Source organism: Streptomyces sp. JLBT605 (genome assembly GCF_058215555.1).
The window spans coordinates 6,307,708-6,330,672 of the sequence record NZ_CM177087.1; the positions used below are offsets into that span (position 1 = coordinate 6,307,708).

General features: G+C 72.4%; 18 protein-coding genes and 1 pseudogene. 6 read left to right on the top strand and 13 right to left on the bottom strand.

From position 1 onward, the window contains the following. The first annotated feature begins 228 nt into the window (after positions 1-228). A complete protein-coding gene (polX, locus tag AC4BDD_RS27360; protein WP_490688127.1) occupies positions 229-1,968 on the top strand; it encodes a DNA polymerase/3'-5' exonuclease PolX in 1,740 nt (579 codons plus the stop codon). A 23-nt stretch (positions 1,969-1,991) separates the two neighbouring features. Here the strand turns inward: polX and AC4BDD_RS27365 are convergent, their stop codons facing one another. The 3 genes from AC4BDD_RS27365 to AC4BDD_RS27375 all read right to left on the bottom strand — a co-directional run bounded on the left by AC4BDD_RS27365 (position 1,992) and on the right by AC4BDD_RS27375 (position 6,149). Further along, positions 1,992-4,334, bottom strand: coding sequence for a glycoside hydrolase family 65 protein (locus tag AC4BDD_RS27365; RefSeq protein ID WP_490688128.1), 2,343 nt, complete (start codon positions 4,332-4,334; stop codon positions 1,992-1,994). After that, the gene (locus AC4BDD_RS27370; RefSeq protein WP_490688129.1) at positions 4,331-5,089 is read right to left on the bottom strand and encodes an HAD family hydrolase; all 759 of its coding nucleotides are present in this window, start codon (positions 5,087-5,089) and stop codon (positions 4,331-4,333) included. Before AC4BDD_RS27370 ends, AC4BDD_RS27365 begins: the two co-directional genes overlap by 4 nt. Before the next feature lie 94 nt (positions 5,090-5,183). After that, on the bottom strand, positions 5,184-6,149 hold the full coding sequence (locus AC4BDD_RS27375; RefSeq protein WP_490688130.1) for a pseudouridine synthase: 966 nt from the start codon (positions 6,147-6,149) through the stop codon (positions 5,184-5,186). 115 nt (positions 6,150-6,264) lie between these two features. On the opposite strand from AC4BDD_RS27375, the gene AC4BDD_RS27380 reads away from it, so the two are divergent. Further along, positions 6,265-6,612: a carboxymuconolactone decarboxylase family protein gene (locus AC4BDD_RS27380; RefSeq protein WP_490688131.1), complete on the top strand. Its 348-nt coding sequence runs from the start codon at positions 6,265-6,267 to the stop codon at positions 6,610-6,612. A 95-nt stretch (positions 6,613-6,707) separates the two neighbouring features. On the opposite strand, the gene AC4BDD_RS27385 is transcribed toward AC4BDD_RS27380, so the two are convergent. Further along, on the bottom strand, positions 6,708-8,303 hold the full coding sequence (locus AC4BDD_RS27385) for a M4 family metallopeptidase (protein WP_490688132.1): 1,596 nt from the start codon (positions 8,301-8,303) through the stop codon (positions 6,708-6,710). A gap of 329 nt (positions 8,304-8,632) precedes the next feature. On the opposite strand from AC4BDD_RS27385, the gene AC4BDD_RS27390 reads away from it, so the two are divergent. Further along, complete coding sequence (locus AC4BDD_RS27390; RefSeq protein ID WP_490688133.1) at positions 8,633-9,124, top strand: MarR family winged helix-turn-helix transcriptional regulator; 492 nt, start codon at positions 8,633-8,635, stop codon at positions 9,122-9,124. Positions 9,125-9,216: 92 nt separating this feature from the next. Here the strand turns inward: AC4BDD_RS27390 and AC4BDD_RS27395 are convergent, their stop codons facing one another. Beyond that, positions 9,217-9,711, bottom strand: a complete 495-nt coding sequence (locus AC4BDD_RS27395) for an FBP domain-containing protein (protein WP_490688134.1) — start codon at positions 9,709-9,711, stop codon at positions 9,217-9,219. Between the two features lie 138 nt (positions 9,712-9,849). Between AC4BDD_RS27395 and AC4BDD_RS27400 the strand changes: the two are divergent. After that, positions 9,850-10,818: pseudogene (locus AC4BDD_RS27400) on the top strand (fibronectin type III domain-containing protein); the annotation flags it as partial. Here the strand turns inward: AC4BDD_RS27400 and AC4BDD_RS27405 are convergent. From AC4BDD_RS27405 to AC4BDD_RS27420, 4 genes are all read right to left on the bottom strand, one after another. After that, on the bottom strand, positions 10,818-12,143 hold the full coding sequence (locus AC4BDD_RS27405) for a radical SAM protein (RefSeq protein WP_490691956.1): 1,326 nt from the start codon (positions 12,141-12,143) through the stop codon (positions 10,818-10,820). The pseudogene AC4BDD_RS27400 and the gene AC4BDD_RS27405 overlap by 1 nt on opposite strands. A gap of 126 nt (positions 12,144-12,269) precedes the next feature. Continuing rightward, on the bottom strand, positions 12,270-13,253 hold the full coding sequence (gene ligD / locus AC4BDD_RS27410; RefSeq protein ID WP_490688135.1) for a non-homologous end-joining DNA ligase: 984 nt from the start codon (positions 13,251-13,253) through the stop codon (positions 12,270-12,272). Between the two features lie 76 nt (positions 13,254-13,329). Beyond that, positions 13,330-15,363 carry an ATP-binding cassette domain-containing protein gene (locus AC4BDD_RS27415; protein WP_490688136.1) on the bottom strand — a complete coding sequence of 678 codons (2,034 nt, stop codon included), beginning with the start codon at positions 15,361-15,363 and terminating at the stop codon, positions 13,330-13,332. 161 nt (positions 15,364-15,524) lie between these two features. Further along, positions 15,525-16,028 (bottom strand): MarR family winged helix-turn-helix transcriptional regulator, encoded by a 504-nt coding sequence (locus tag AC4BDD_RS27420; protein WP_490688137.1) that lies wholly within the window; start codon positions 16,026-16,028, stop codon positions 15,525-15,527. A 118-nt stretch (positions 16,029-16,146) separates the two neighbouring features. Here AC4BDD_RS27420 and AC4BDD_RS27425 point away from each other — a divergent pair, with 118 nt between their 5' ends. Beyond that, positions 16,147-17,211 carry an alkene reductase gene (locus AC4BDD_RS27425; protein ID WP_490688138.1) on the top strand — a complete coding sequence of 355 codons (1,065 nt, stop codon included), beginning with the start codon at positions 16,147-16,149 and terminating at the stop codon, positions 17,209-17,211. A gap of 110 nt (positions 17,212-17,321) precedes the next feature. On the opposite strand, the gene AC4BDD_RS27430 is transcribed toward AC4BDD_RS27425, so the two are convergent. The 3 genes from AC4BDD_RS27430 to AC4BDD_RS27440 are packed head-to-tail and all read right to left on the bottom strand — an operon-like array spanning position 17,322 to position 21,015. Beyond that, positions 17,322-19,439, bottom strand: a complete 2,118-nt coding sequence (locus AC4BDD_RS27430; RefSeq protein WP_490688139.1) for a xanthine dehydrogenase family protein molybdopterin-binding subunit — start codon at positions 19,437-19,439, stop codon at positions 17,322-17,324. Then, positions 19,436-20,449 carry an FAD binding domain-containing protein gene (locus AC4BDD_RS27435; protein ID WP_490688140.1) on the bottom strand — a complete coding sequence of 338 codons (1,014 nt, stop codon included), beginning with the start codon at positions 20,447-20,449 and terminating at the stop codon, positions 19,436-19,438. The genes AC4BDD_RS27430 and AC4BDD_RS27435 overlap by 4 nt, the downstream gene beginning before the upstream one ends. Beyond that, a complete protein-coding gene (locus tag AC4BDD_RS27440) occupies positions 20,446-21,015 on the bottom strand; it encodes a (2Fe-2S)-binding protein (RefSeq protein ID WP_490688141.1) in 570 nt (189 codons plus the stop codon). The genes AC4BDD_RS27435 and AC4BDD_RS27440 overlap by 4 nt, the downstream gene beginning before the upstream one ends. Positions 21,016-21,393: 378 nt before the next feature. Between AC4BDD_RS27440 and AC4BDD_RS27445 the strand changes: the two genes are divergently transcribed. Beyond that, a complete protein-coding gene (locus tag AC4BDD_RS27445) occupies positions 21,394-21,798 on the top strand; it encodes a YidB family protein (RefSeq protein ID WP_490688142.1) in 405 nt (134 codons plus the stop codon). A gap of 7 nt (positions 21,799-21,805) precedes the next feature. On the opposite strand, the gene AC4BDD_RS27450 is transcribed toward AC4BDD_RS27445, so the two are convergent. After that, positions 21,806-22,945: a trans-sulfuration enzyme family protein gene (locus AC4BDD_RS27450; protein ID WP_490688143.1), complete on the bottom strand. Its 1,140-nt coding sequence runs from the start codon at positions 22,943-22,945 to the stop codon at positions 21,806-21,808. Between the last annotated feature and the right edge of the window lie 20 nt (positions 22,946-22,965).

The following is a 22,965-nucleotide window of genomic DNA, read 5'->3' on the forward strand; positions in this document are numbered from 1 at the left end:
TCCGGCGACCAGGCTTCTCGCGCCGCCGTAACTCTGCTCTGTTCTGGGCATGGTGCCGCTCCGTGGGGGGTCGCCGACATGGCCGCGCTAACGATAATCATTTCGCCCCGCCCGGCATAGCCCCGGGAATGCCCTCGCCCCGCGCTGTCCGGAAACCCCCTACCAGTGGTGATCCGCCGGGCCCCGGCGGGAGGTGTCGTTCGCCCCGAGCGGGGCACTCCGGGGAGCATGGCCCGGCCCAATGACGATGTCGCCTCGATGCTCCAGGAGTACGCCGACCTCATCGCGATCACCGGCGGTGACGCCTTCAAGGCACGCGCCTACGAGAAGGCCGCCCGAGCCATCGGCGGCTACCACGCGGATGTGTCGAAACTCGACGCCAAAGGGCTGCGGGAGATCCCCAACGTCGGCCGGTCGATCGCCGACAAGGTCATCGAATACCTGCGCACCGGACGGGTCTCCACCATCGAGTCGACCCGGGCCGCGGTCCCCGCCGGCGTCCGGCAGCTGATGGCCATCCCCACCCTCGGGCCGAAGAAGGCCATGACCCTCTACCAGGAGCTGGGCGTCTCCTCGGTGGACGGGCTGCTCGACGCGGTCCACACCGAACGCCTGCGCGACCTGCGCGGTTTCGGCGAGAAGACCGAGGAGAACATCCTGCACGGCATCGCGCTGATGCAGAAGGCGGGCGGCCGCATCCTGCTCAGCGCCGCGATGGACGTCGCCGACCAGGTCGTCGCCGACCTCTCCCAGGTACCCGGCTGCGTCCGGTGCGCCTACGCCGGGTCGCTGCGCCGCATGAGCGAGACCATCGGCGACGTCGACATCCTGGTGGCCGCGGACCGCTCGGCCCCCTTCATGACCGCCTTCAGCGAGCTGCCGTACACCGCCGACGTCATCGCGCACGGCGAGAAGAAGACCTCGATCCGCACCACCAAGGGCCTCCAGGTCGACCTGCGGGTGCTGCCGCCGGACGCCTGGGGCGCCGGTCTGCAGTACTTCACGGGGAGCAAGGCCCACAACATCCGCACCCGGGAGATCGCGGTGCGCCACAAGCTGAAGCTCTCCGAGTACGGCCTCTTCCACGCCAAGAGCGGAAAGAAGATCACCTCCGAGACCGAGGAGGAGATCTACGCCCGGCTCGGCCTGCCCTGGATCCCGCCACCGCTGCGCGAGGACCGCGGGGAGATCGCCGCCGGGCTCCGCGACGAGCTGCCCGATCTGCTCACCGAGGACGACATGCGCGGCGACCTGCACAGCCACACCGACCTGACCGACGGCCTCGCCTCGCTGGAGGACATGGTCGCCGCCGCGGCCGCCCGCGGCTACGCGTACTACGCCGTCACCGACCATGCCCCGGACCTCGTCATGCAGCGGATGACGGACGAGAAGATCCTGGCCCAGCGGGAGCACCTGCGCGAGCTCGACCGCTCCCGGCGCGGGATGCGGCTGCTGCACGGCACCGAGCTCAACATCGGCCCGGAGGGCGAGGTGGACTGGCCCGGCGACTTCCTCGCCGGCTTCGACGTGTGCGTGGCCTCCGTCCACTCGCACTTCAAGCAGAGCCGCGAGGCGCTGACCCGGCGGCTCATCCGCGCCTGCGAGAACCCCTACGTCGCGATCATCGGCCATCCGACGACCCGGCGGATCGGCAAGCGGCCGGGAATCGACGCCGACTTCGACGCGGTCTTCGAAGCCTGCGCCAGGACCGGCACCGCCCTGGAGATCAACGGGCACCCGGAGCGCCTGGACCTGTGCGACGAGGACATCCTGCGCGCCAAGCGGTACGGCGTGAAGTTCGCCGTGAACACCGACGCCCATGCCACCACCCATATGGCGCACATGCGGTACGGGGTGGGCACCGCCCAGCGCGGCTGGCTGACCAAGGACGACGTCATCAACGCCTGGCCCTGGCAGCGCCTGCACCGCTTCCTGCGCGAGGGCCGGGAGCGGTCCGCCGGCCGCTGACCCCTCCGATGCGCGGGGGAGGATCAGCGGTGGCGGGGGCGGCGGCTCGGTGGCTGCTGCGGCTCGGCCAGCACGGGCGGTTCCGGCACCGGCCGCGACTGCGACCCGCCGCTGGTGAGCCGCAGCGACTGCCCGTAGTGGAGGATCTCCAGCGGGGAGCCGTCCACCAGGGTGTAGGTCGCCACCTTGTCGGTGATGTCCACCCGCAGCCGGCGGCCCATCATCTGCACGGTGAACGCCAGCCCGGTGAGCTTCTCGGGGAGCTTGGGGGCGAACTGCAGCGTGCCGTCGAGGTGCCGCATACCGCCGAAGCCCGCGACCAGCCCCAGCCAGGTGCCCGCGAGGGAGGCGATGTGCAGCCCGTCGCGGGTGTTGTTCTCCAGGTCCTTCAGATCCATCAGCGCCGTCTCCCCGACATAGTCGTAAGCCAGCCGCAGATGGCCGACCTCGGCCGCGATCACCGCCTGGCAGCAGGCCGACAGCGAGGAGTCCCGGACCGTCAGCGCCTCGTAGTACGCGAAGTTCCGCGCCTTCTGCTCCGGCTCGAAGGCGTCCGGGCGCATGCACATCGCCAGCACCAGATCCGCCTGCTTGACCACCTGCCTGCGGTACAGGTCGAAGTAGGGGAAGTGCAGCATCAGGGGGTACTGATCCGGCCGGGTGTTCGCGAAGTCCCACACCTGGTGGCTGGTGAAGCCGCGCGACTGCTCATGCACCCCCAGCACCGGGTCGAAGTGGATGCTCATCGCCTCGGCCGCGTCCCGCCAGGCCGCCGCCTCCTCGTCGTCGACGCCCAGCGCCGAGGACTGCTCGGGATAGCGCTCGGCCAGGTCGGCGGCGTCCCGCAGGTTCGCCTGGGCCATCAGGTTGGTGTAGACGTTGTCGTCCGCGAGCGCGCTGTACTCGTCCGGGCCGGTCACTCCGTCGATGTGGAAGCGCCCGTGATGGTCGTGGTGGCCCAGTGAGCGCCACAGCCGGGCCGTCTCCACCAGCAGCTCCACCCCGGTGTCCCGGGCGAAGTCCTCGTCGCCGGTACAGGAGACGTAGCGCACCACCGCACTGGCGATGGCGGCGTTCACATGGAACGCGGCGGTCCCCGCCGGCCAGTAGCCGGAGCACTCGGCCCCGTCGATGGTGCGCCACGGGAAGGCGGCACCCCGGTGCCCGAGCTGACCGGCGCGCTCCCGGGCGGCCGGCAGGGTGGCCTGCCGCCAGCGCAGCGCCTCGGCCACCGACTCCGGCGAGGTGTACGTCAGCAGCGGCAGCACGAACAGCTCGGTGTCCCAGAACGAGTGCCCGTCGTACCCCGAGCCGGTCAGCCCCTTCGCCGGGATGGCCCGCTCCTCGCTGCGCGCACCCGCCTGGAGGACGTGGAACAGCGCGAAGCGGACCGCCTGCTGGATCTCCGCGTCTCCGTCCACCTCCACATCGGCCCGGTTCCAGAAGTCGGCGAGATAGCCGCGCTGCTGTTCCAGCAACCCCTGCCAGCCGGTGCTGCGGGCCCCGGCGATCGCCGCGTCCACCTGATCGCGGACCGCGGGCAGCGACCGCTGACCGGACCAGCCGTAGGCCACCAGCTTCTCCAGCCGCAGCGCCTGACCGGGCGCCAGCACGGTGGTGACGGTGAGCCGGCCCAGGTCGTCGCTGCTCTCGCTGTGGGTGCGCACCGCGCCTGGCGCGGTCGCCTCGTGGTCGGCGGCGGTCGCGATCCGCAGCCCGCTGCGCCGGGTGCGGTGCACCAGCCGCAGCCGGGTGCCCTCGGCGGCGTGGTCCTCCGGCTCCAGCGGCGACTCCAGGGCGGCGGCGACCCGCGGATCACCGCCGGTCCGCGGCAACTGCTCGTTGGCGACCAGCTCGGACTGGATCACCACCCGCACCTCGGAGTCCACCGCCTCCACCTCGTAGGCGATCCCGGCCACCGCCCGCTGGGTGAAGGAGACCAGCCGGGTGGAGCGCACCCGCACCGTGTTCCCCGCGGGCGAGGTCCACTCGCAGGTGCGGCGCAGCACCCCGGCGCGCATGTCCAGGGTCCGCTCGTGGTGGTGGAGCTTGCCGTAGCGCAGATCGAACGGTTCGTCGTTGACCAGCAGCCGGATGACCTTGCCGTTGCTGACGTCGATCATGGTCTGGCCCGACTCGGGGTAGCCGTAGCCGGCCTCGGCGTACGGCAGCGGGCGCAGCTCGTGCACTCCGTTGAGGTAGGAGCCGGGCAGCCCGTGCGGCTCGCCCTCGTCCAGATTGCCGCGCCACCCGACGTGGCCGTTGGAGAGCGCGAACAGCGACTCGCTCTGCGGCAGCACGTCGAGGTGCAGCTCGGTCTCCCGCAGGCACCAGGGTTCGACGGCGTACGCGTCGTGGGTGATCACCGGTCGTCCTCCAGCAGCTCGGCGAGGTCGGTGACGACGACGTCGGCGCCGTGCCGGCGCAAGGCCTCGGCCTGCCCGACCCGGTCGACCCCGATCACCCGGCCGAAGCGGCCGGCCCGCCCGGCGTCCATCCCGGCCAGCGCGTCCTCGAAGACGGCCGCCTCGGCGGGGCGCACGCCCAGTTCGTGGGCCGCCGCGAGGAAGGTGTCCGGCCGCGGTTTGCCCGGCAGCCCGCGAGCGGCGGCGACCTTGCCGTCCACCACCACCTCCAGATACTCCCCGATGCCGGTGGCGGCGACGACTTCCCGGCAGTTGGCGCTGGAGGAGACCACCGCGGTGCGCAGTCCGGCCGCCCGCACCGCCTGGAGGAAACGCACCGAGCCGGGATAGACCTCGACGCCCTGCTCGCGGATCTTCCGCAGCACCAGGAGGTTCTTGCGGTTGCCGATGCCCCAGACGGTGTCCCGGTCGGGTGGATCGTCGGCGGAGCCCTCGGGGAGCTCGATGCCCCGCGACGCGAGGAAGGTGCGGACGCCGTCGGCCCGCGGCCGCCCGTCCACGTACTCGTCGTAGTCCGTCACCGGGTCGAAGGGCCGGAAGCCGGCCGGATCATGCCTGCGCAGGAACTCGTCGAAGGTCTCCTGCCAGGCCGCGGCGTGCACCACGGCCGTCTTGGTCAGGACGCCGTCGAGGTCGAACAGGCAGGCGCGGATGTCGACCGGGAGCCTGGGCTTGCTGCGATCGGGCTTGGTCATGCGTCGCTTGTCCCCGCACACCCCGGATCGCATGCCTGGTGCCGGGAGAACTCGTCCGCGTGGCGTCGCCGCCGGCGTCACCGGCCGAACGCGGTCAGGGCCGTGAGCGGGCCCCCGCCGGCGGACCGGCCCACTCCTGGTGAGCCGTCCACGCCTGGAGGGTGCGCCGGCTGACGAACCGGTGCTCCCGGCCGGTCAGCGGGTCGGTGAACTCAAGCGTCCGGGCCAGCAGCTGGAGCGGCCTGCTGAAGTCGTCCGCGGCCGGGTCGGTGACCACCGGGTAGACCGGATCCCCCAGGATCGGGATGCCGAGCGTGCTCATGTGCAGCCGCAGCTGATGGGTGCGCCCGGTGACCGGCAGCAACCGGTAGCGGCCCAGCCCGTCCCGGTGCTCGGCCAGCTCGATCAGGCTGTCGCTGTTGGGCGGGCCGGGCACCTCACGCGCGGCGATCACCCCCCGCTCCTTGACGATGCGGCTGCGCACCGAGCGCGGCAGGTCCAGGCCGGGCACGAAGGGGGCGACGGCCTGGTACTCCTTGCGGACCTTCCGCTCCTGGAAGAGCGACTGGTAGACCCTGCGGTGCTCCGGGCGGATCACGAACATCACCACGCCCGCGGTCAGCCGGTCCAGGCGGTGCGCGGGGCTGAGGGTGGGCAGCCGCAGCTCGCGGCGGAGCCGGACCAGGGCCGTCTCGGCCACGTGCCGGCCCCGCGGGGTGGTGGAGAGGAAGTGCGGCTTGTCCACCACCAGCAGCGCCTCGTCGCGGTAGAGGACCTCCAGCTCGAAGGGGACCGGTACCTCGGCCTCCAGCGGCCGGTAGAACCAGAGGTACGCGCCCGGGGCGAAGGGCGTCTCCGGGGTCAGCGGCCCGTCCACGCCGACGATCCCGCCCTCCCGCAGCATGGCGTCGACCAGCCGCTCGCCGAGTGCCGGAATGCGCTCGATCAGGTGGTCGCGGACCGTCGCCCAGGGGCCGTCCGCGGGCAGCCGCAACCGGACGGGGTCGATCCCGTCGCGCTGGGGGAGGGGTGCGGGGGGCACCGGTGTCTTGCGTCGCATCTGCTGCCAGCTTAGGCCGTGCCTCGTGTGCCGCCGTCCGCCACCTCGGCCGCCGCCCCTCCGGCATTTCGCGAAACCGGTGGCCCCTGCTCACGGCCGCTGCTTGGATCACCGCATGAGCTACCAAGATCCCTCTGACCTGGCACGCATTCCCGCGGTCCTCGGCCTGGCACCCACCGAGGGCGATGCCTTCATGAAGTTCCACGAGGCGGCGTTCCGCGACGGCGGCGCGGTGCCCCGCAAACAGCGGGAGCTGATCGCGCTGGCGGTCGCCACCGCCACCCGCTGCTCCTACTGCATCGACAACCACACCCGCGGAGCTCTGGCGGCCGGCGCGACCGCCGAGGAGATAGCCGAGACCGGGCTGGTGGCGGCGGCGGTGTGCGCGGGCGGCACCCTGGCGCACTCGCTGCTCTCCCACCGCATCATCGAGGAGTCGCGGAAGGAGTCCCAGGAGGGCTGAGCCGTCTCCTGGGTGGTGCGCGGCCGGATGGACCGACCGCGCACCTCCGCCGCCGGCGCGGCCGCCGGATCAGCTCGTACCGCTCGTGCCGGCCGCTAGTTGACGGCGACCGCGGTCCAGGCGGCGGCGACCGCCTTGTACTCGGGGCTGGTGGCGCCGTACAGGTCGGTGGCGGCCTTCAGGCTGGCGGCGCGAGCGCCCTTGTAGTCCGTGGTGGACGTCATGTAGACGGTCAGCGCGCGGTACCAGATGTTCGCGACCTTCTGGTTGCCGACCCCGGTGACCGAGGAGTTGTCGCAGGTCGGGCTGGAGTACGAGACGCCGTTGATGGTCTTGGCGCCGCTGCCCTCGCTGGCCAGGTAGAACCAGTGGTTGCCCACGCCGGAGGAGAGGTGGACGTCCTTCTGGCCGACCTTGCGGCTCCAGCAGTCGACGGACCGGCCGTCCAGGGAGGGCTTGTCGAAGCGGCGCAGCCACGGCGGGGTGGACTGGTCGCTGAAGAGGTAGTCAGGGGTGTCGAGGCTGTTGTCGGCGTACCACTCGACCATGGTGCCGAAGATGTCGCTGGTCGCCTCGTTCAGGCCCCCGGACTCGCCGCTGTAGCGCAGGTTGGCCGTGGCGCTGGTGACACCGTGCGTCATCTCATGACCCATGGTGTCCAGGTCCACCTGCTCCGGGTCGACGGAGCCGTCGCCGTCGCCCGTCATCATGCAGAAGCAGGAGTCGGACCACTGGGCGTTGTCCCAGTTGGTGCCGACGTGGACGAAGACGGTGGCGCCCTTGCCGTCGTTCTTGATGCCGTTCCGGCCGAAGGTGCTCTTGTAGTAGTCGTACGTCCAGGCGGTGTTGACGTGGGCGTCGACGGCGGCGGTGGAGCGGTCGGTGGAGAACTTCTTCCCGTCGCCCCACTCGTTGTCCGCGTCGGTGAAGAGCGTGCCGGAGGAGGCGTTGAGCGAGCTGCTCGACGCGTTGTGCGCGTCCTTGGTGATGGTGCCGCGCAGCGGGTCCTTCAGCGCGTAGCTGCCGTCCGCCTGCTGGGTGGTGTCGATCGGGACATCGCCGGTGTACTCGGAGTGGCCGATTCCGGTGGCCTGGTGCTCGGCCGCGTAGGACTCGATGCGCTTGCCGGTGGTGGCGTCGGTGACGATCACCCGCCCCATCGGCTGGCCCTGCGCGCCGGTGCCCCGCACCGTGGTCTGCCAGGCCAGGCGCGGGGTGCCGTCGGCGGCCCAGACGACCAGCTCGGGGGTGGACTTGGCGTGCCGCACGCCCGCCGCGCTCTTCAGCGCGGCGGCCGCGGTGCGCTGCGGGGAGACGGCGGGTGCGGTGGACTTCACGGCCACCTTCCGGGCTCTCGCCCGGCTGAGCCCTTGGTACTTGCCATTCCGCGTCTGGTGCACGACGAGGTCACCGCCGATGACGGGCAGGCCGCGATAGGTGCGGTCGAAGCGGACGTGCTGGGTGCCGTCCGGGTCGATCACCACGTCCTTGACCTTCAGGGTCTGGCCGGCGCCGAATCCGGAAGTGGCGGCGTGCCGGGCCACGTTGGCCTTGGCGTCCGCGACGATCGAGGCCCGGCCGGGCTGGGCGACGGCGGTCTGGCTGGTCTGCAGTCCGGCCGCGACCAGGGCGGAGGCGGCCGCGAGGGCCGCCGCGGCTATCCGACGCCGGTGTGCGGGGGTCGATATCACGCTGTCTCCTTGATGGGGGGAGTGACTGAAAGTCGCTGTGAGCGTGACGGCAATGGCAAGAAAATGCGAGAACTTGATCAGTATTTGCCGAAAAGATTGCTGATCTGGGCGGCGTCTTATCGCGACATACGCGGATGCTGCCGATCTTCCTGACCCGGCGTCAGGCGTGCGGGTGCCAGGCGGAAGAACCCGCGGGAATCCTCCGGTGCGCGGGGCGTGGCGGCATGGACGCGGGCAGGGCCGCCGGTCCTAGAATGGACAACGTGGTTGACGAAAAGTAAAGAAGGTTGTCGAGTTCTGCAAGGACCCTTCCGCGATGGCCCGCGCCCATGACTGATTCCGGATCCTCGTCGGCCGGCCCGGCCGGCCGCGGCTTCGAGCTGCCCCTGCTGCTCTTCGCGGGCTTTCGCTCGCTCATCGACCAACTGCACGCCGAGCTGGCCCGGCAGGGCCACCCTGACCTGCGGCCGGCCTTCGGTCTCGCGATGCAGACCATCGGCCCGGACGGGACCACCGCCAGTGAGCTGGGGCGGCGGCTCGGGGTGTCCAAGCAGGCGGCGGGGAAGACCGCGGACCGGCTGGAGGCGCTGGGCTATGTGGAACGCGCCGGCGATGTGCGCGACGCGCGGCGCAAAGTGATCCGGCTGACCCCGCACGGCGTCGACGCCCTGCTCCGGTCCGCCGCCGTCTTCGACGAGCTCCGGGCCCAGTGGGCCCGGGAGCTGGGGGGCGAGCGGCTGGACGCCCTGGAGGCGGACCTGCGCACCATGGCTCCGGCGAGCGGACTGCGGGTCGACGTGGCCGGCTGGTTCGGCGCCTGACCCCGGCGCGTCCCGCCTGACCCCGGCGCGTCCCGCCTGACCCCGGTGCGTCCCGTCGGGCCGCTTCCGTCCGTTCGGCCGTTTCGGCCGCCTCAGGCGAAGAGCTTGTCCAGGAAGGTGAACAGGTGGGTCCTGACGCGGGCCGCCTTCTCCTCGACGGTGAGCGACTCCTCGATGCGCACCCCGGTCGGCGGCGTCTTCTTGCCCCGCGCGTACAGCGAGCACGCCAGGTCGGAGCAGATGTACAGGCCGACCGAATTGCCCTGGCGGCCGGCCGCGCCGGCCTTGCGCGCGGCCATCAGGGAGACGCCGTTGCCCGGGTGTGTGGTCAGGCAGACCGAGCACATGCCTCGGCGCAGGAAGCCGTGGTGCTGGTTGGAGGACCGCAGCTCGACGCAGATGAGCCGGCCGTCGCGTTCGACCGCGAGGTAGCCGCGGTCCGGCGCCGCCGGGTCCCGCCATCCCAGGAAGTCCAGGTCCTCCCAGGGCTGCTCGGACAGCTCCCGGGGCACTGCCAGGCGAGTGGCCTCTCCCTTCGAGCAATTGACGAATGATCCGCGGATGTCCCGCTCGTTCACTGACCTCATGTGGCGGACGCTAACAATGCCTAGAGGCCCTAGGCAAACGATTAATCAGCCTAGGTTTTGCCGCATGCCCGACCCTTGCCGCCCGGGTGCCGACTGTGTCATATATGTCTAGACCATTGCGCCGGGGGTGCGGGAGGCATGACGGTGAGACGGTGTTCCGAGCCCGCGTGGACGGCCCTGGCCTGCGCCCTCGCGCTGACCGCCTGCGGCGCGGACGAGGGCCGCAACTCCCGGCCGCCCGCCACCCCCACCGGCGTCACCGTCCAGGCCGGCAGCGCCACCTCGGCGCATGTGATGTGGAAACCCTCCAGCGATGACACGGGCGTGACCGGATACGAGATCTACCGCGGCGGCACCAAGGTCAAGGAGGTGGCGGCGCCGCGGCACATGGTCGACATCACCGGCCTGAGGCCCGCCTCGGTCTACCGCTTCACCGTGCGCGCCCGGGACGCCGCCGGTCATCTCTCGCCGCCCAGCGCGCAGATATCCGTCACCACGCTCTCCTCAGCCGCCGATGACCGGAAGCCGCCCACCCGCCCGGCACGGCTGCGCGGGCGCGCCGACGGCGCCGGCGCGGCCACCCTCGGCTGGCGCCGCTCGACGGACGACCGGAAGGTGGCCAGTTACGACATCTACCAGGGCGACTCGAAGATCCACAGCGTCCCCGGGGACGAGACCACCGCACAGATCACCGGGCTGCGGCCGGGCACCGACTACACCTTCACCGTCAAGGCACGCGACGCGGCCGACAACCTCTCGCCGGCCAGCCCGGCGGTGCGCCTGAGAACCGCCTCGGCACCGGCCGGCGCCGGCCCGGCCCCCACCCGCCTGAAGGTGACGGCGCGCAGCGAGCAGGGCACCCACTACCTCGATCTGTCCTGGACCCCGCCGGAGACCGGCGGGGAGGTCACGGAGTACCAGATCTACCTGGACGGAAGATTCACCACGACCGTGGTGTGGGGAGCCGACGCGCCCCGGGGCCGGGCCGGCTACAGCCTCTACATCGGCGCCAGGCCGGCCGCGGCCTACCGGGTCAGGATCCGCGCCAAGCTCCCCGACGGCACCTGGGGCGGCTTCTCCGCGCAGCGCACCGTCACCACCACCGGTCAGCCGGCCGGGAGTTCGGCCCCCTCGCGCGGCATGTCCTCGCCCGGCGCGTCCTCGCGCAGCGGCAGGCTGTCCATGAAGGAGGACACCGAGAACACCGCGCGCCCCGGCCCGGGCGGGCCGTAGCCGGGCGGCGAGGTCAGGTTGAACTCCTCCAGCGTCGCGCGGTACACGTCCAGCAGCCTGATGTGGTATTCGAGCGGCGCGCCCTGCGGATTCGCCTTGCCCAGTGGTGTGGTCGGTTCCGGGCACCAGGTCGTGAACCGCGGCGTGATACCCCGCGACATGAAGAACCGAAGTCCCTCGGCGGTCGAATCGATCGCCTCGTCGACCGTCGTGAAACCGAACGGCTCGGCCATCTCGACACCGGCGACAAAATTCGGGATCACATTCCGCGCACCGAAGATCTCGGCTGAATCCAGAATGCGCCGGTGCCACTCGTCGCGGCCCACATACCGCTCCTTGCCCGGGCAGTACAGGTGGAACAGCCGCTCGTCCCACACCTCGTAATTGGGGTGGTAGATGCGGATGCCGTAGTCATGGAACCGCCGCACATCCTCCTTCGGAAGGGCCTGCGCGACCACCTTGCCGATCCACCGGCCCGGGAAGCGCTCCTCGATGGCCTGGGCGTACTGCCCGTAGAAATCGGCCTCGTCGCGCCCCTGGACCTTGGAGGTGATCGCACCGCCGGTGAGGGTGTACGCGGTCGAGGCGCGCGCGGTGTCGTACCGGTCGATGATCTCCAGCGCCTCCAGCACCTCCTCCACCGGCTTCACCCCGGTGTACGGGCGCCCGGCCGCCTTGTGCTGACGCCAGTTGTGGTTGATGTCGCAGTACTGGCACTCCTCCTTCGCGCCGAAGTACTGGCACACCCGGAAGACCGTCAGATAGATGAGATAGCCCCACTGAATGGTCGGCGCCACCTCCATCACCGACTTGCCGCTCGCCAGTGTGTGCCGGTAGTACTCCGGCATCGGCGGCAGACCCACATCGGCGATCCGCACCCCGTCCAGATAGAGCCCCAGCGCACCCGAGTCACCGGGCTTGACCCGATACGGTGAATCGGGATTGACCCGCACCGACACCACCGTGCGCCGCAGTTCGTACGGACCACCGGTCAGCACGATCTCCTCCGGCGGCCGGTTGAGCGCCGCGGCCCCCAATTCGGGCAGTGTGCGGTGGTCGAAGGAGAAGATGAAGTACGACTTCGGCTTGACGTCGCCGCCTTCGTTACCACTGAGCGCGGAATCGTCGAAGGCGATTCCGCCGCGCAGCAGATCCTCCTTGATGACGGCTTCCCGCGGCACATGAGGGAAGCGTTCCATCAGATTCTCGACCAGTGCGGTACGGGTCTGCACGCGCGGCTCCTGCCCTCGATCCACTGCTGCCGAGAACCACTTTCACATGTCCCCGATTCGCGGTGTGCACCAGGGTGTCCGATGGGGGCCGATTCAGTACGGTGCCACGTCCCCGGGGCCGCGCAGACCGCGCCAGACCGGGGCGCGCAGCCGTCCGCCACGGGTCCATTCGAGGTACTCCACCTCACCACGGAGCGTGGGCAGCACCCAGTTGACGGGATGGGTGAGTTCGATGGCGGCGCTGTCCTGAAACGGCGGCACGGTGCTCGCCCGGTCACGCAGCAGACCGGCCAGCCGGCGGCTCTCGGCAACGGAGAACCCGGTCCCCACCGAACCGGCGTAGCGCAGTCCCCTGCCGGCGGCTTGCTCCACGCCGATCAGCAGCGAACGCACCACGGTGGCCCGTTCGTCCGCCGCCACCCAGCCGCCGATCACGATGTCGACGGTGCGCACATGCTTGGTCTTGATCCAGTTCCGCGATCGGCGGCCCGGTTCGTAGCGGGAGCCGGCGCGCTTGGCGATGACGCCTTCCAGGCCGTGCTCCCGGGTCCACTCCAGCGCGCTGCGGCCCTCTCCCGGCGGCCAGTACGGCGGGGTGGCCGCGTGCGGGCCCTCCACGGCCAGCTCCTCCAGCAGCTGCCGCCGTTCGGTGTAGGGCAGATCGAGCGTGGAGCGTCCGGCGAGGTGGAGGACGTCGAAGAGCATCAGGGTGACGGGGCAGGCGCGGGCGGCGGTGCGGACCGCGGTCGGCCGGGTGAGCCCCATGCGCTGCTGCATCCGGGAGAAGTCCGGGCGGCCCCGCTCGTCGAGAGCGACGATCTCCCCGTCCAGCACCGCGGCCAGGCCGGGGGCGGCCAGGGCCGCGAGCTCCGGATAGCCGGCGGTGACCCGGCGCCCGCTGCGGCTGATCAGCTCGGTGCTGCCGTCCCCGGGCAGGTAGACCAGGGCCCGCGCGCCGTCCCACTTGACCTCGTACGCCCAGCCGGCGGCGGTCGGCAGCGGCCCGGGAGTGGCCAGCATCGGCTCCAGCCGCGGCAGCACCGGCTCGGCCGCGGGTGGGGACGGGGGAGAGGCCATGGGGTGATCAAAACCCAGATTCCGCCGGGCCGCCCGGCCGCCGCGGCGGGACGGGTGGGCCGGGCCGGCCGTGGGCTCACGCCGTGCGGTAGGCGGCCGCCTGGAGGGTGAACATCTGTGCGTACTCGCCGCCCAGCGCCATCAGCTCCGCGTGGTCGCCGGACTCCACGATCCGGCCGTCCTGGAAGACGTAGATGTGGTCGCAGTCGACGACGCTCGCCAGCCGGTGCGAGATCAGGATGGTGATCCGGTCCGGGTTCCGGCGGCCGTGCAGCACGGAGGTGTAGACGGCGTGCTCGGCGCGCGGGTCCATGTTCGCGGTCGGCTCGTCGAGGATCAGCACGGCGGCGTCCTTGTAGAGCCCGCGGGCCACCGCGAACTTCGCCCAGTTGCCCCCCGACAGCTCGCTGCCCTCCTTGAACCGCTTGGACAGCGGGGTCGCCCAGCCGTGCGGCAGCGAGGCGATGATCCGGTCGGCGCCGGACTCCACCGCCGCGTCCCGGGCCCGTTCCGGATCGGCGTCGGTGATCGTGCCGGTCGAGACGGTGATGTTGGCGAGCGCCGACAGCGGCCACTTGACCGGGTCCTGGAGGACCATCGCCACCCGGCGCTGCACGGTCTCGGCATCGACCTCGCGCAGATCCGTGCCGTCCCAGCGGATCGCCCCCGACCTCGGCTCGTACAGCCCCGCCAGCAGCTTGGACATGGTCGACTTGCCGGAGCCGTTGGCCCCCACGAACGCCACCGTGGAGCCCGCGTGCAGCGTCATGGACACGCCGCGCAGGGCGGGGCCGGGGGCGTCCGGGTAGGCATAGATCAGGTCCTCGACCGTGACGGTCTTCACCGTGTCGGGGGCCGGGCGGCCGGTGCGCCGCGGGCTGAGGGTACGGCACCGCTTCTGAAAGCCGATCAGGTCCTCCACCCACAGGGCGTGCTCGTAGACGTAGTGGGTGGCCAGCACGGCACGCGACAGGGTGCCCTGACTCGCCCGGATGGCCAGCACGGCCCCGCCCCCCGCGGCCAGCGGCAGCCAGCCGGCGGTGGTCATCCAGATCAGCGCGGTGTAGGTCAGGGCCGTGGCCGCGCCGCCGACCGCCCGGCCCAGCAGCCCGGTCGCCGCCTCCTGGCGGCCCAGCCGGGCGTCCTCGGCCTCGATCAGCCGGGCGATCCGCTCGTGCTCGCCCAGGAGCGCCGACTGCGCGGTGCAGGAGCGCAGCTCCGCGGCCGCGCTGCGGTCCAGCAGCAGCCAGCTGAACATCCGGATGCGGCGCTGCAGGGTGCTGTACCGGACCTGGGACAGGAACCGGGTCCGCGCCGAGCGCACCGCCGCCAGGCCCTGCGGGACGACCGAGGCCAGCAGCAGCGGCAGCAGTAACGGGTGGAGCACCGTCAGCACCCCGGCGGCGCCGGCCAGGCCGAGCAGCGCCGAGGCCAGCTGGATGATCTGGCTGATGGACTGCCGGGTGTAGTACAGACCGCGGTCGTAGGCGCGGTTGGAGTCGTCCGACCAGTGCGCGTCGTCGACCGCCTCCAGCCGCACATGCGCGGTCAGCCGCAGGAAGTCCGCCTCCACGGTCCGCCGGATCTTCGGCGTCAGCCGCGCCTCGCTCAGCGCCACCGCGGTGTCCAGCAGGGCCCGGGCCATCAGCAGCACCGCGACCAGGAGCAGCGACGGGAGGGCCGCCCGCACCCGCTCCGGGGTGGCTCCCTGCGCGAACAGGGCCTGGAGCACGCCGACGGAGGCCAGCAGCCCGAAGGCGGCCATGGTCGCCGAGGCCAGCTGCGCCACGACCACCGCGGCCGTGGCGCGCGGGTCGGCGCCCCAGGCCATCAGCAGCACTCGCCGGCAGATCGCCGGCAGCCGTCGCATGATCCGCCACAGGCTGGTGCGGGACGCGGCGCCGTCCCAGGTCGCCCAGTACGCCTCGGTCAGCTCCTCGCCCACCTCCGAGCCGGTCGGCGACGCCTGCGCCGAGGCCGGGGGTAGCGGGACCGTTTTTTCACCGCGCGCACCGGGCTTTTTCTCGCCGCGCGCACCGGGCTTTCCGCCGCGCGAGCCGGGCACCCCGCGCGCCGCTCCTTCGTACGGATACGCCACAGCTTCGTCCATGTCCGCCCCCTCCGCACCGACCGGGCCGCGGGTCCGGCCGTCCGCCGTGAAATCCGCGTCCCGTCAACCGGCGGGTGACCGGACGGGACATTGGGTGAACGACGTCACCGGCCCGGCCGTCACGGTCCAGCGGCACGTGCCGCCGGGTGGATCCGCGCGGATCAGCCGGTGGTCAGATTGGCCTCGACCAGCTCCAGCAGCCGGGCCAGCTCGCGGCGGTCGGCCTCGCCGAGGCCGGCGAGAGTGCGGTCCTCCAGCTCCTGCCACACCTGCGCCACCTCGCCGCGCAGGGCCTGACCCGCCGGCGTGGTCGTGACCAGCACGGCCCGCCGGTCGGCCGGATCGGCGGTCCGGCTGACCAGCCCGGCCTGCTCCAGCCGCTGCACCATGCGGGTCACCGTCGACGGGTCCAGGCCCAGCAGCCTGATCAGCTCCGACTGGCGCTGCGGGCCGGCCTCCCACAGCCGCATCATCAACAGCTCCTGCCCGGCGTACAGGCCGAGGCGGCGCAGCAGTTGTCCGGCGGTGAAGCGGTGGGCCCGGGCCACGCGGGCGATGGCGTGGCTGATCCGGCCGTCGTCGGGGACGTCCTGACGCGGGGCGGGGGAGGCGTCGTCCGGGCCGGTGGGCGTGGAACCTGCGGGCGTGGAAGAGGGGTCGGGCATGCGCGTGCTCCTGCGGTGTCGTGGTCTGCTCCGCCCATTATGTTGGCCGGCCAAGTAATGCGCTACAGTGGCCGCAGGCAATTGATTGGTCGGCCAATTAATTATCGAGGGGACAGCCATGACCAGCGCATTCGACCCGATCAACCTCGCCGGCGCGACGCTCGCCAACCGCGTCGTGATGGCGCCGATGACGCGCAGTCGCGCCTATGGCGGACTGGTGTCGGAGCTGACAGCGGAGTACTACGCGCAGCGCGCCTCCGCCGGCCTGATCATCACCGAGGGCACCCAGCCGTCGGTCATAGGACAGGGGTACCCGTTCACTCCCGGCGTGCACAGCGCCGAACAGGTCGCGGCCTGGCGCAAGGTGACCGACGCGGTGCACGCCGAGGGCGGCCGGATCTTCCTCCAGCTGATGCACACCGGCCGCGTCGGCCACCCGGTCCTGCTGCCCGACGCCATGGTGCCGGTGGCTCCGTCCCCGGTCGCGGCGCGCGGACAGCTCTTCACCCCTGACGGCATGAAGGACTTCGTCACCCCGCGCGAGCTGACCGAGGCGGAGATCGAGCAGACCGTCGCCGACCATGTGGCGGCCGCGCGCAACGCGGTCGAGGCGGGTTTCGACGGCGTCGAACTGCACGGTGCCAACGGCTATCTGATCCACCAGTTCCTCGCGCCCAACACCAACCGGCGCACCGACGGATGGGGCGGTACGGCCGCCGGGCGCATCCGGTTCGCCGCGGAGGTGGCCGCCGCCGTCGCCGCCGCGATCGGCTCCGAGCGCACCGGCCTGCGGATCTCCCCCGGGGCCCCGACCAACGACATCGACGAGCCCGACCCGCGCCCCACCTACGAGGCACTCCTGGAGCGGATCGCCCCGCTGGACCTGGCCTATCTGCACGTACTGGAGGCCGGCGACCGCGACCTCACCCACGCCCTGCGGAAGCGGTTCTCCGGCACCTTCATCCTCAACCCGCACACCGAGGGCCGGCCCACCGGGCCCGAGGAGCTCTCGCTGATCGAGGACGGCACCGCGGACCTGATCGCCTTCGGGCAGCTCTTCCTCGCCAACCCCGATCTGCCGCGCCGCCTCGCGGCCGGCGGCCCGTACAACACGGCCGACCCGGCCACCTTCTACGGCGGTGACGCCACGGGCTACACCGACTACCCGGCCCTGGCCGGCTGAGCGCGGCCCGTCCCCCACGGCCGGGTCCACCGGCCCGCCGTCAGGCCGCGGCGGGCCGGCGGACCCGAAACCGCCGCCCGGGCCCGGGGATTGCGCCGGGGCGGCCGGCCTCAGCCGCCCGCCGTCTGCCACTCGCCGAGCGCGGGCAGCAGCGCCTCGGGGCGGACCGGCAGGGTCCGGATCCGCACCCCGGTGGCGTGCCGCACCGCGTTTGCGACGGCCGCCGCGGTGCCGACGATGCCGAGTTCGCCGATGCCCTTGACGCCCATCGGGTTGAGCCGGTCGTCCCTCTCGTCGATCCAGTGCGCCTGCACATCGGGTACGTCGGCGTGCACCGCCAGGTGGTAGGAGGCGAGGTCGCGCTCGACATGGTCGCCGAAGCGGGGGTCCATGGTGCTGCTCTCCAGCAGCGCCATCGACATGCCCATCGTCATGCCGCCGATCAGCTGCGAGCGGGCGGTGGCGGGATTGATGACGCGGCCGGCCGCGAAGACGCCCAGCAGCCGCCGCACCCGGGTCTCGCCGGTGTCCATGTCCACCTGCACCTCGGCGAACTGGGCGCCGAAGGACCGCCGGGCGAACTCCCGCCCCCTGGCGGCCAGGTCGTCCTCGGTGTCGGCGTGCACCGACAGCCCCGACTCGGGCAGCGGACCGCTCCGTTCCGCCAGGGCCTCCGTCAGCGCCCGGCACGCCTTGTGCACCGCCCAGCCCCAGGAGGCGGTGCCGGAGGAGCCGCCCGCCAGCGAGGCCGGGGGCAGATCGGTGCGGCCGATCTCGATCCGGACCAGCTCCATCGGCACGGCCAGCGCCTCGGCGGCAATCTGGGCCAGCACGGTCCGCGCGCCGGTGCCGATGTCGGTCGCCGCGATCCGCACCAGAAAGCGGCCCGACGCCTCCGCGGTGGCCTCCGCCTGCGAGGGCGCGATGTACGCCGGATAGCCGGAAGCCGCCACTCCGGTGCCGGTCAGCAGCCGCCCCTCGGGACGGGCGGCCGGCCGGGGGTCGCGGCCCGCCCAGCCGAACCGGCGGGCGCCCTCGCGCAGACAGGCGGCGAGCCCACGGCTGCTGAACGGCCGGCCGGAATCCGGCTCGGTGCCGGTGTCGTTGCGCAGCCGCAGCTCCACCGGGTCGATGTCGCAGGCGACCGCCAGCTCGTCCATCGCCGACTCCAGCGCGAACATCCCCGGACACTCGCCGGGCGCCCGCATCCACGACGGGGTCGGCACATCGAGCCGGGCCAGCCGGTGCGTGGTGCGGCTGGCGGGACTGGCGTACATGGTCCGAGCCGGGGTCGCCGCCTGTTCGACGAACTCCAGCACCGAGGAGCTGTAGGTGAACACCTCGTGCGCGAGCGCCGTGATCCGCCCGTCGGAGCCGGCACCGATCCGCACCCGCTGCTCGGTTGCGGCCCGGTGCCCGACCACGGCGGCGAGGTGCGGCCGGGGCAGCATGACCTTGACCGGATGACCGGTCTCCCGGGCCGCCATCACCGCCAGCACCACATGCGGCCGGGGCGTGCCCTTGCAGCCGAAACCTCCGCCGACGTGCTCCGAGACGACGGTGATCTCCTCCTCCGCCAGGCCGAACAGGGCGGCGAGCACCTCCCGGACGGTGTTCGCGCCCTGGCTGGAGTCGTAGACCCGCAGCCGGTCGCCGGCCCAGACGGCGGTGGCGGCATGCGGCTCCATCGGATGGTTGTGCAGCGCCGGAATGCGGTAGACGGCGTCCACCCGCACCGCCGACTCCGCGAAGGCGGCGTCGAAGTCGCCGCGCACGCGGTCGGCCGGATAGCCGCCGTTCACCCTCTCCGGGGCGTACATGCCCGGGTGAGTGGACCTCAGCTCCACATCGTGCGGCTCGGCCGCGTACTCCACCCGGACTCTGGCTGCCGCCTCCCGGGCGGCCTCCCAGGAATCCGCCACCGCGAGCGCCACGTACTGCCCGCGGTGCGCCACCCGGGGCGACTGGAGCACCTGGAGGGTGGGGTCGTCGCTCTCGCCGAGCCGTGGCGCGTTCTCATGGGTCAGGACGGTCAGCACCCCGGGTTCGGCCAGGGCGTCGGCGCAGTCGATCGAGGTGATCCGGCCTTTGGCGATCGTGGCGGGCACCGGCCAGGCGTAGCGGCAGCCGTCGACCGGGTGCTCGGTCGCGTACCGGGCGGCGCCGGTGACCTTCTCGCGCCCCTCCAGCCGGATCACCGGCTCGCCCGGCGCGGCGGGGGAGCTCATCGGTCCTCCCCGCCGAGCGGCCCGCCCGCCGCGTGTTCGGCCAGGCCGGACAGGGTGCGTACGGCCAGATGCCGCAGCAGGGGCAGCTTGAAGGCGTTGTCGCGCAGCGGTTCGGCGGGGGCGAGTTCGGTCTCCACGGCGGCGGCGAACTCCTGCTCGACGGCGGGTGCGCCCAGCAGCCGCGCCTCGGCGGCCCGGGCCCGCCACGGCTTGGCGGCCACCCCGCCGAAGGCCAGCCGCACCCGCTGGACCGTGCCGTCCGTCACCGCCAGCGCCGCGGCCACCGAGACCAGTGCGAAGGAGAACGACGCCCGGTCCCTGACCTTGCGGTACGCCGAGTGCGCCGCCTCGGGCACCTCGCCCAGCTCGACGTGCGTGATCAGCTCGCCGTGCTCCAGCACGGTGTCCCGCTCGGGGTGGTCGTCCGGCAGCCGGTACAGCTCGCCGACGGGCACCGTCCGGGCCCCTGCCGCGCTCAGCAGATGGACCTCGGCGTCCAGCGCGGCCAGCGCGACGGCCATGTCGGAGGGGTGGGTGGCCACGCAACTCTCCGACGCGCCCAGCACCGCGAGATCCCGGTGCACCCCTTCCCGGGCCGGGCAACCCGAGCCGGGGGAGCGCTTGTTGCAGGGCTTGCCGACGTCCTGGAAGTACAGGCAGCGGGTGCGTTGCAGCAGATTGCCGCCGACGGTCGCCGCGTTGCGCAGTTGCGGCGAGGCGCCCGACAGCAGGGCCTGGGCGAGCACGGGGTAGCGCTCGCGCACCGCGGGGTCGCAGGCCAGGTCGCTGTTGCGCACCGCGGCCCCGATCAGCAGCCCGCCGGTGGCGGTGGGCTCCACCGAGCGGTGCGGCAGCCGACCCACGTCCACCAGCAGCTCGGGGCGTTCGACGCCGAGCTTCATCAGGTCGACGAGATTGGTGCCGCCACCCAGGAAACGGGCCCCGGGGGCGGCACCGAGCGCCACGGCCGTGGCCGCGTCCTGGGCGTGCTCGTAGCGGAAGCTTCTCATCGGGGCTCCTCCGCCGATGGGCCGCCGGCGCCTTCGAGCCGCGCGCTCGCGTCCCGCACCGCCCGGACGATGTTCGGATAGGCGCCGCACCGGCAGATGTTGCCGCTGAGCCGCTCGCGGATCTCCGCCTCGCCGTCCGGAACCGGCTCTCCGAGGGGATGGTCCGGTGGTGTCACCGCGCTCGGCCGCCCGGCCGACATCTCCGCCAGCGCGCCCAGGGCCGAGCAGATCTGGCCCGGGGTGCAGTAGCCGCACTGGAAGGCGTCCCGGGCCAGGAACGCTTCCTGCAGCGGGTGCAGCCGGGAGCCGTCGGACAGGCCCTCGATCGTGGTGATCCGCTTGCCGTGCTGGGCGACGGCGAGCAGCAGGCAGCCGTACATCCGCGAGCCGTCGACCAGCACCGTGCACGCGCCGCACTGGCCGTGGTCGCAGCCCTTCTTGGCGCCGGTCAGGTCCAGCTGCTCGCGCAGTACGTCCAGGAGGGTGGCGCGGTGGTCGACCACCAGGGTGCGTGGCTCCGCGTTCACCTCCAGGGTGACCTCAAAGGTGTGCCTCGCCTTCGCCATGGGTACCTCCTCGCCCCCGGCTGCCCGCCGGCGCGGGCGCGCGGCCGCGGGCCGGCGCCGCGGGCCGAGACCTCTTCGGGGAACCGACACCCTCTTCGGTAACCGGAAGACCGGGGTCCGAAACGGTGCCCGCCGTGCGTCACCCTGCGGCAGGCGGCAGGCGGCAGGCGGCAGGCGGCAGGCGGCAGGCGGCAGGCGGCAGGCGGCAGGCGGCAGGCGGCAGGCGGCAGGCGGCAGGCGATGGATGGCGGGGGAGGGCCGGCCGGATCGGCCGCGGCGCCGGATGTGCCCGAGTTGGATAGATTCGTCCCAGTCATCAGCTGGTCGGGGACGGGCGTCCGTGCCGTCCCGCGACCCTGCTCCAGGAAGGGCACCTCCATGACCGACAACGACCTGGGACGTCAGCTCGACGGACTGCTCGGCGGCGGAGCCGGGGCGGGCACCGGCCGGCTGCTCAGCACGCTCCTCGACGCCCTCGGCAGCCACGTCGGCGGCAATCCGCTGAGCGGCCTGCTGGACCAGCTCCATGACGGCGGGCTCGGCGAGAAGGCCCGCTCCTGGGTGAGCACCGGCGCGAACGAGCCGGTCAGTGGCCCGGAACTGGCCCGGGCCCTGCCGTACCAGGTGCTGGAGCACGTCGCCCAGCGGGCCGGCTCGTCCCCGGAGGAGGCCGCCGACAAACTGGCCCAGGCGCTGCCGGACGCGGTCGACAAGCTCACCCCCGGGGGCGAGGTGCCGGAGGGCTCGCTGGACGAGCTGATCGGCCGGCAGCAGCCTGGTTGATACCGCCTCAGGCGCCAAGTGCCTCGTCCAGGTCGCGCCAGAGGTCCTCGACGTCCTCCAGCCCCACCGACATCCGCAGCAGGCGGTCGCTGACCCCGGCCGAGCGACGGTCGCCCTCCTCCACGATGCGGTGGCTGATGGAGGCCGGGTGCTGGATGAGCGTGTCGACGCTGCCCAGGCTGACCGCCGGGGTGATCAGCCGTACTCCGGCGATCACCGCGTGCGGATCGCCGTGCACCTCGAAGGCGACCATCGCTCCCCCGATCCGGGGATAGTGGACCCGCGCGATCCGGGGATCGGCCGCCAGCCGCGCGGCCAGCTCGGCGGCGGTGGCGGAGGCCGCCCGCACCCGCACCGGCAGCGTGGCCAGGCCGCGCAGCAGCAGATAGCCCGCGAGCGGGTGCAGCACACCGCCGGTGGCGAAGCGGACCAGGCGCAGCCGCCGTGCGAACTCCTCGTCGCAGGCGACGACGCCGGCGAGGACGTCGCCGTGACCGCCGAGGTACTTGGTCGCGCTGTGCAGCACGATCCGCGCGCCCTGCTCCACCGGACGCTGGAGCACCGGCGTGGCGAAGGTGTTGTCCACCAGCAGCGGGACCTCGCCGCAGGCGTGCGCGACGGCCCGCAGATCGATTTCGGCCAGCGTCGGGTTGGCCGGGGTCTCCACCATCACCAGGCCGGTGTCCGGACGGATGGCGTCGGCTATCCCGGCAGGATCGACCCAGGTGACCTCGCTGCCCAGCAGACCGGCGGTCAGCAGATGGTCACTGCACCCGTAGAGCGGGCGGACCGCCACCACGTGCCGCAGCCCCATGCTGATCCGCGCGTGCAGGCAGGCGGTGAGCGCGGCCATCCCGCTGGCGAAGGCGACCGCGCTCTCGGTGCCCTCCAGACGGGCCAGCGCCCGCTCGAAACGCGCGGTGGTGGGATTGTCCAGCCGCGCGTAGACCGGCGGGCCGTCCAGCTGCTCGCCGGTGGCCGCGAAGGCGTCCAGCCGGGCCGCCTCGGCGCGGCTGTCGTACGACGGGTAGGTGGTGGACAGGTCCAGGGGCGGCGCGTGCACACCGAGCTCCGCGAGGTCCTCGCGTCCGGCGTGTACGGCCTCGGTGGCCAGCGATCGGGTTCTGCTGGCGGCTGTCGTATCCATGCGCGGCATGCTGGGCAGTT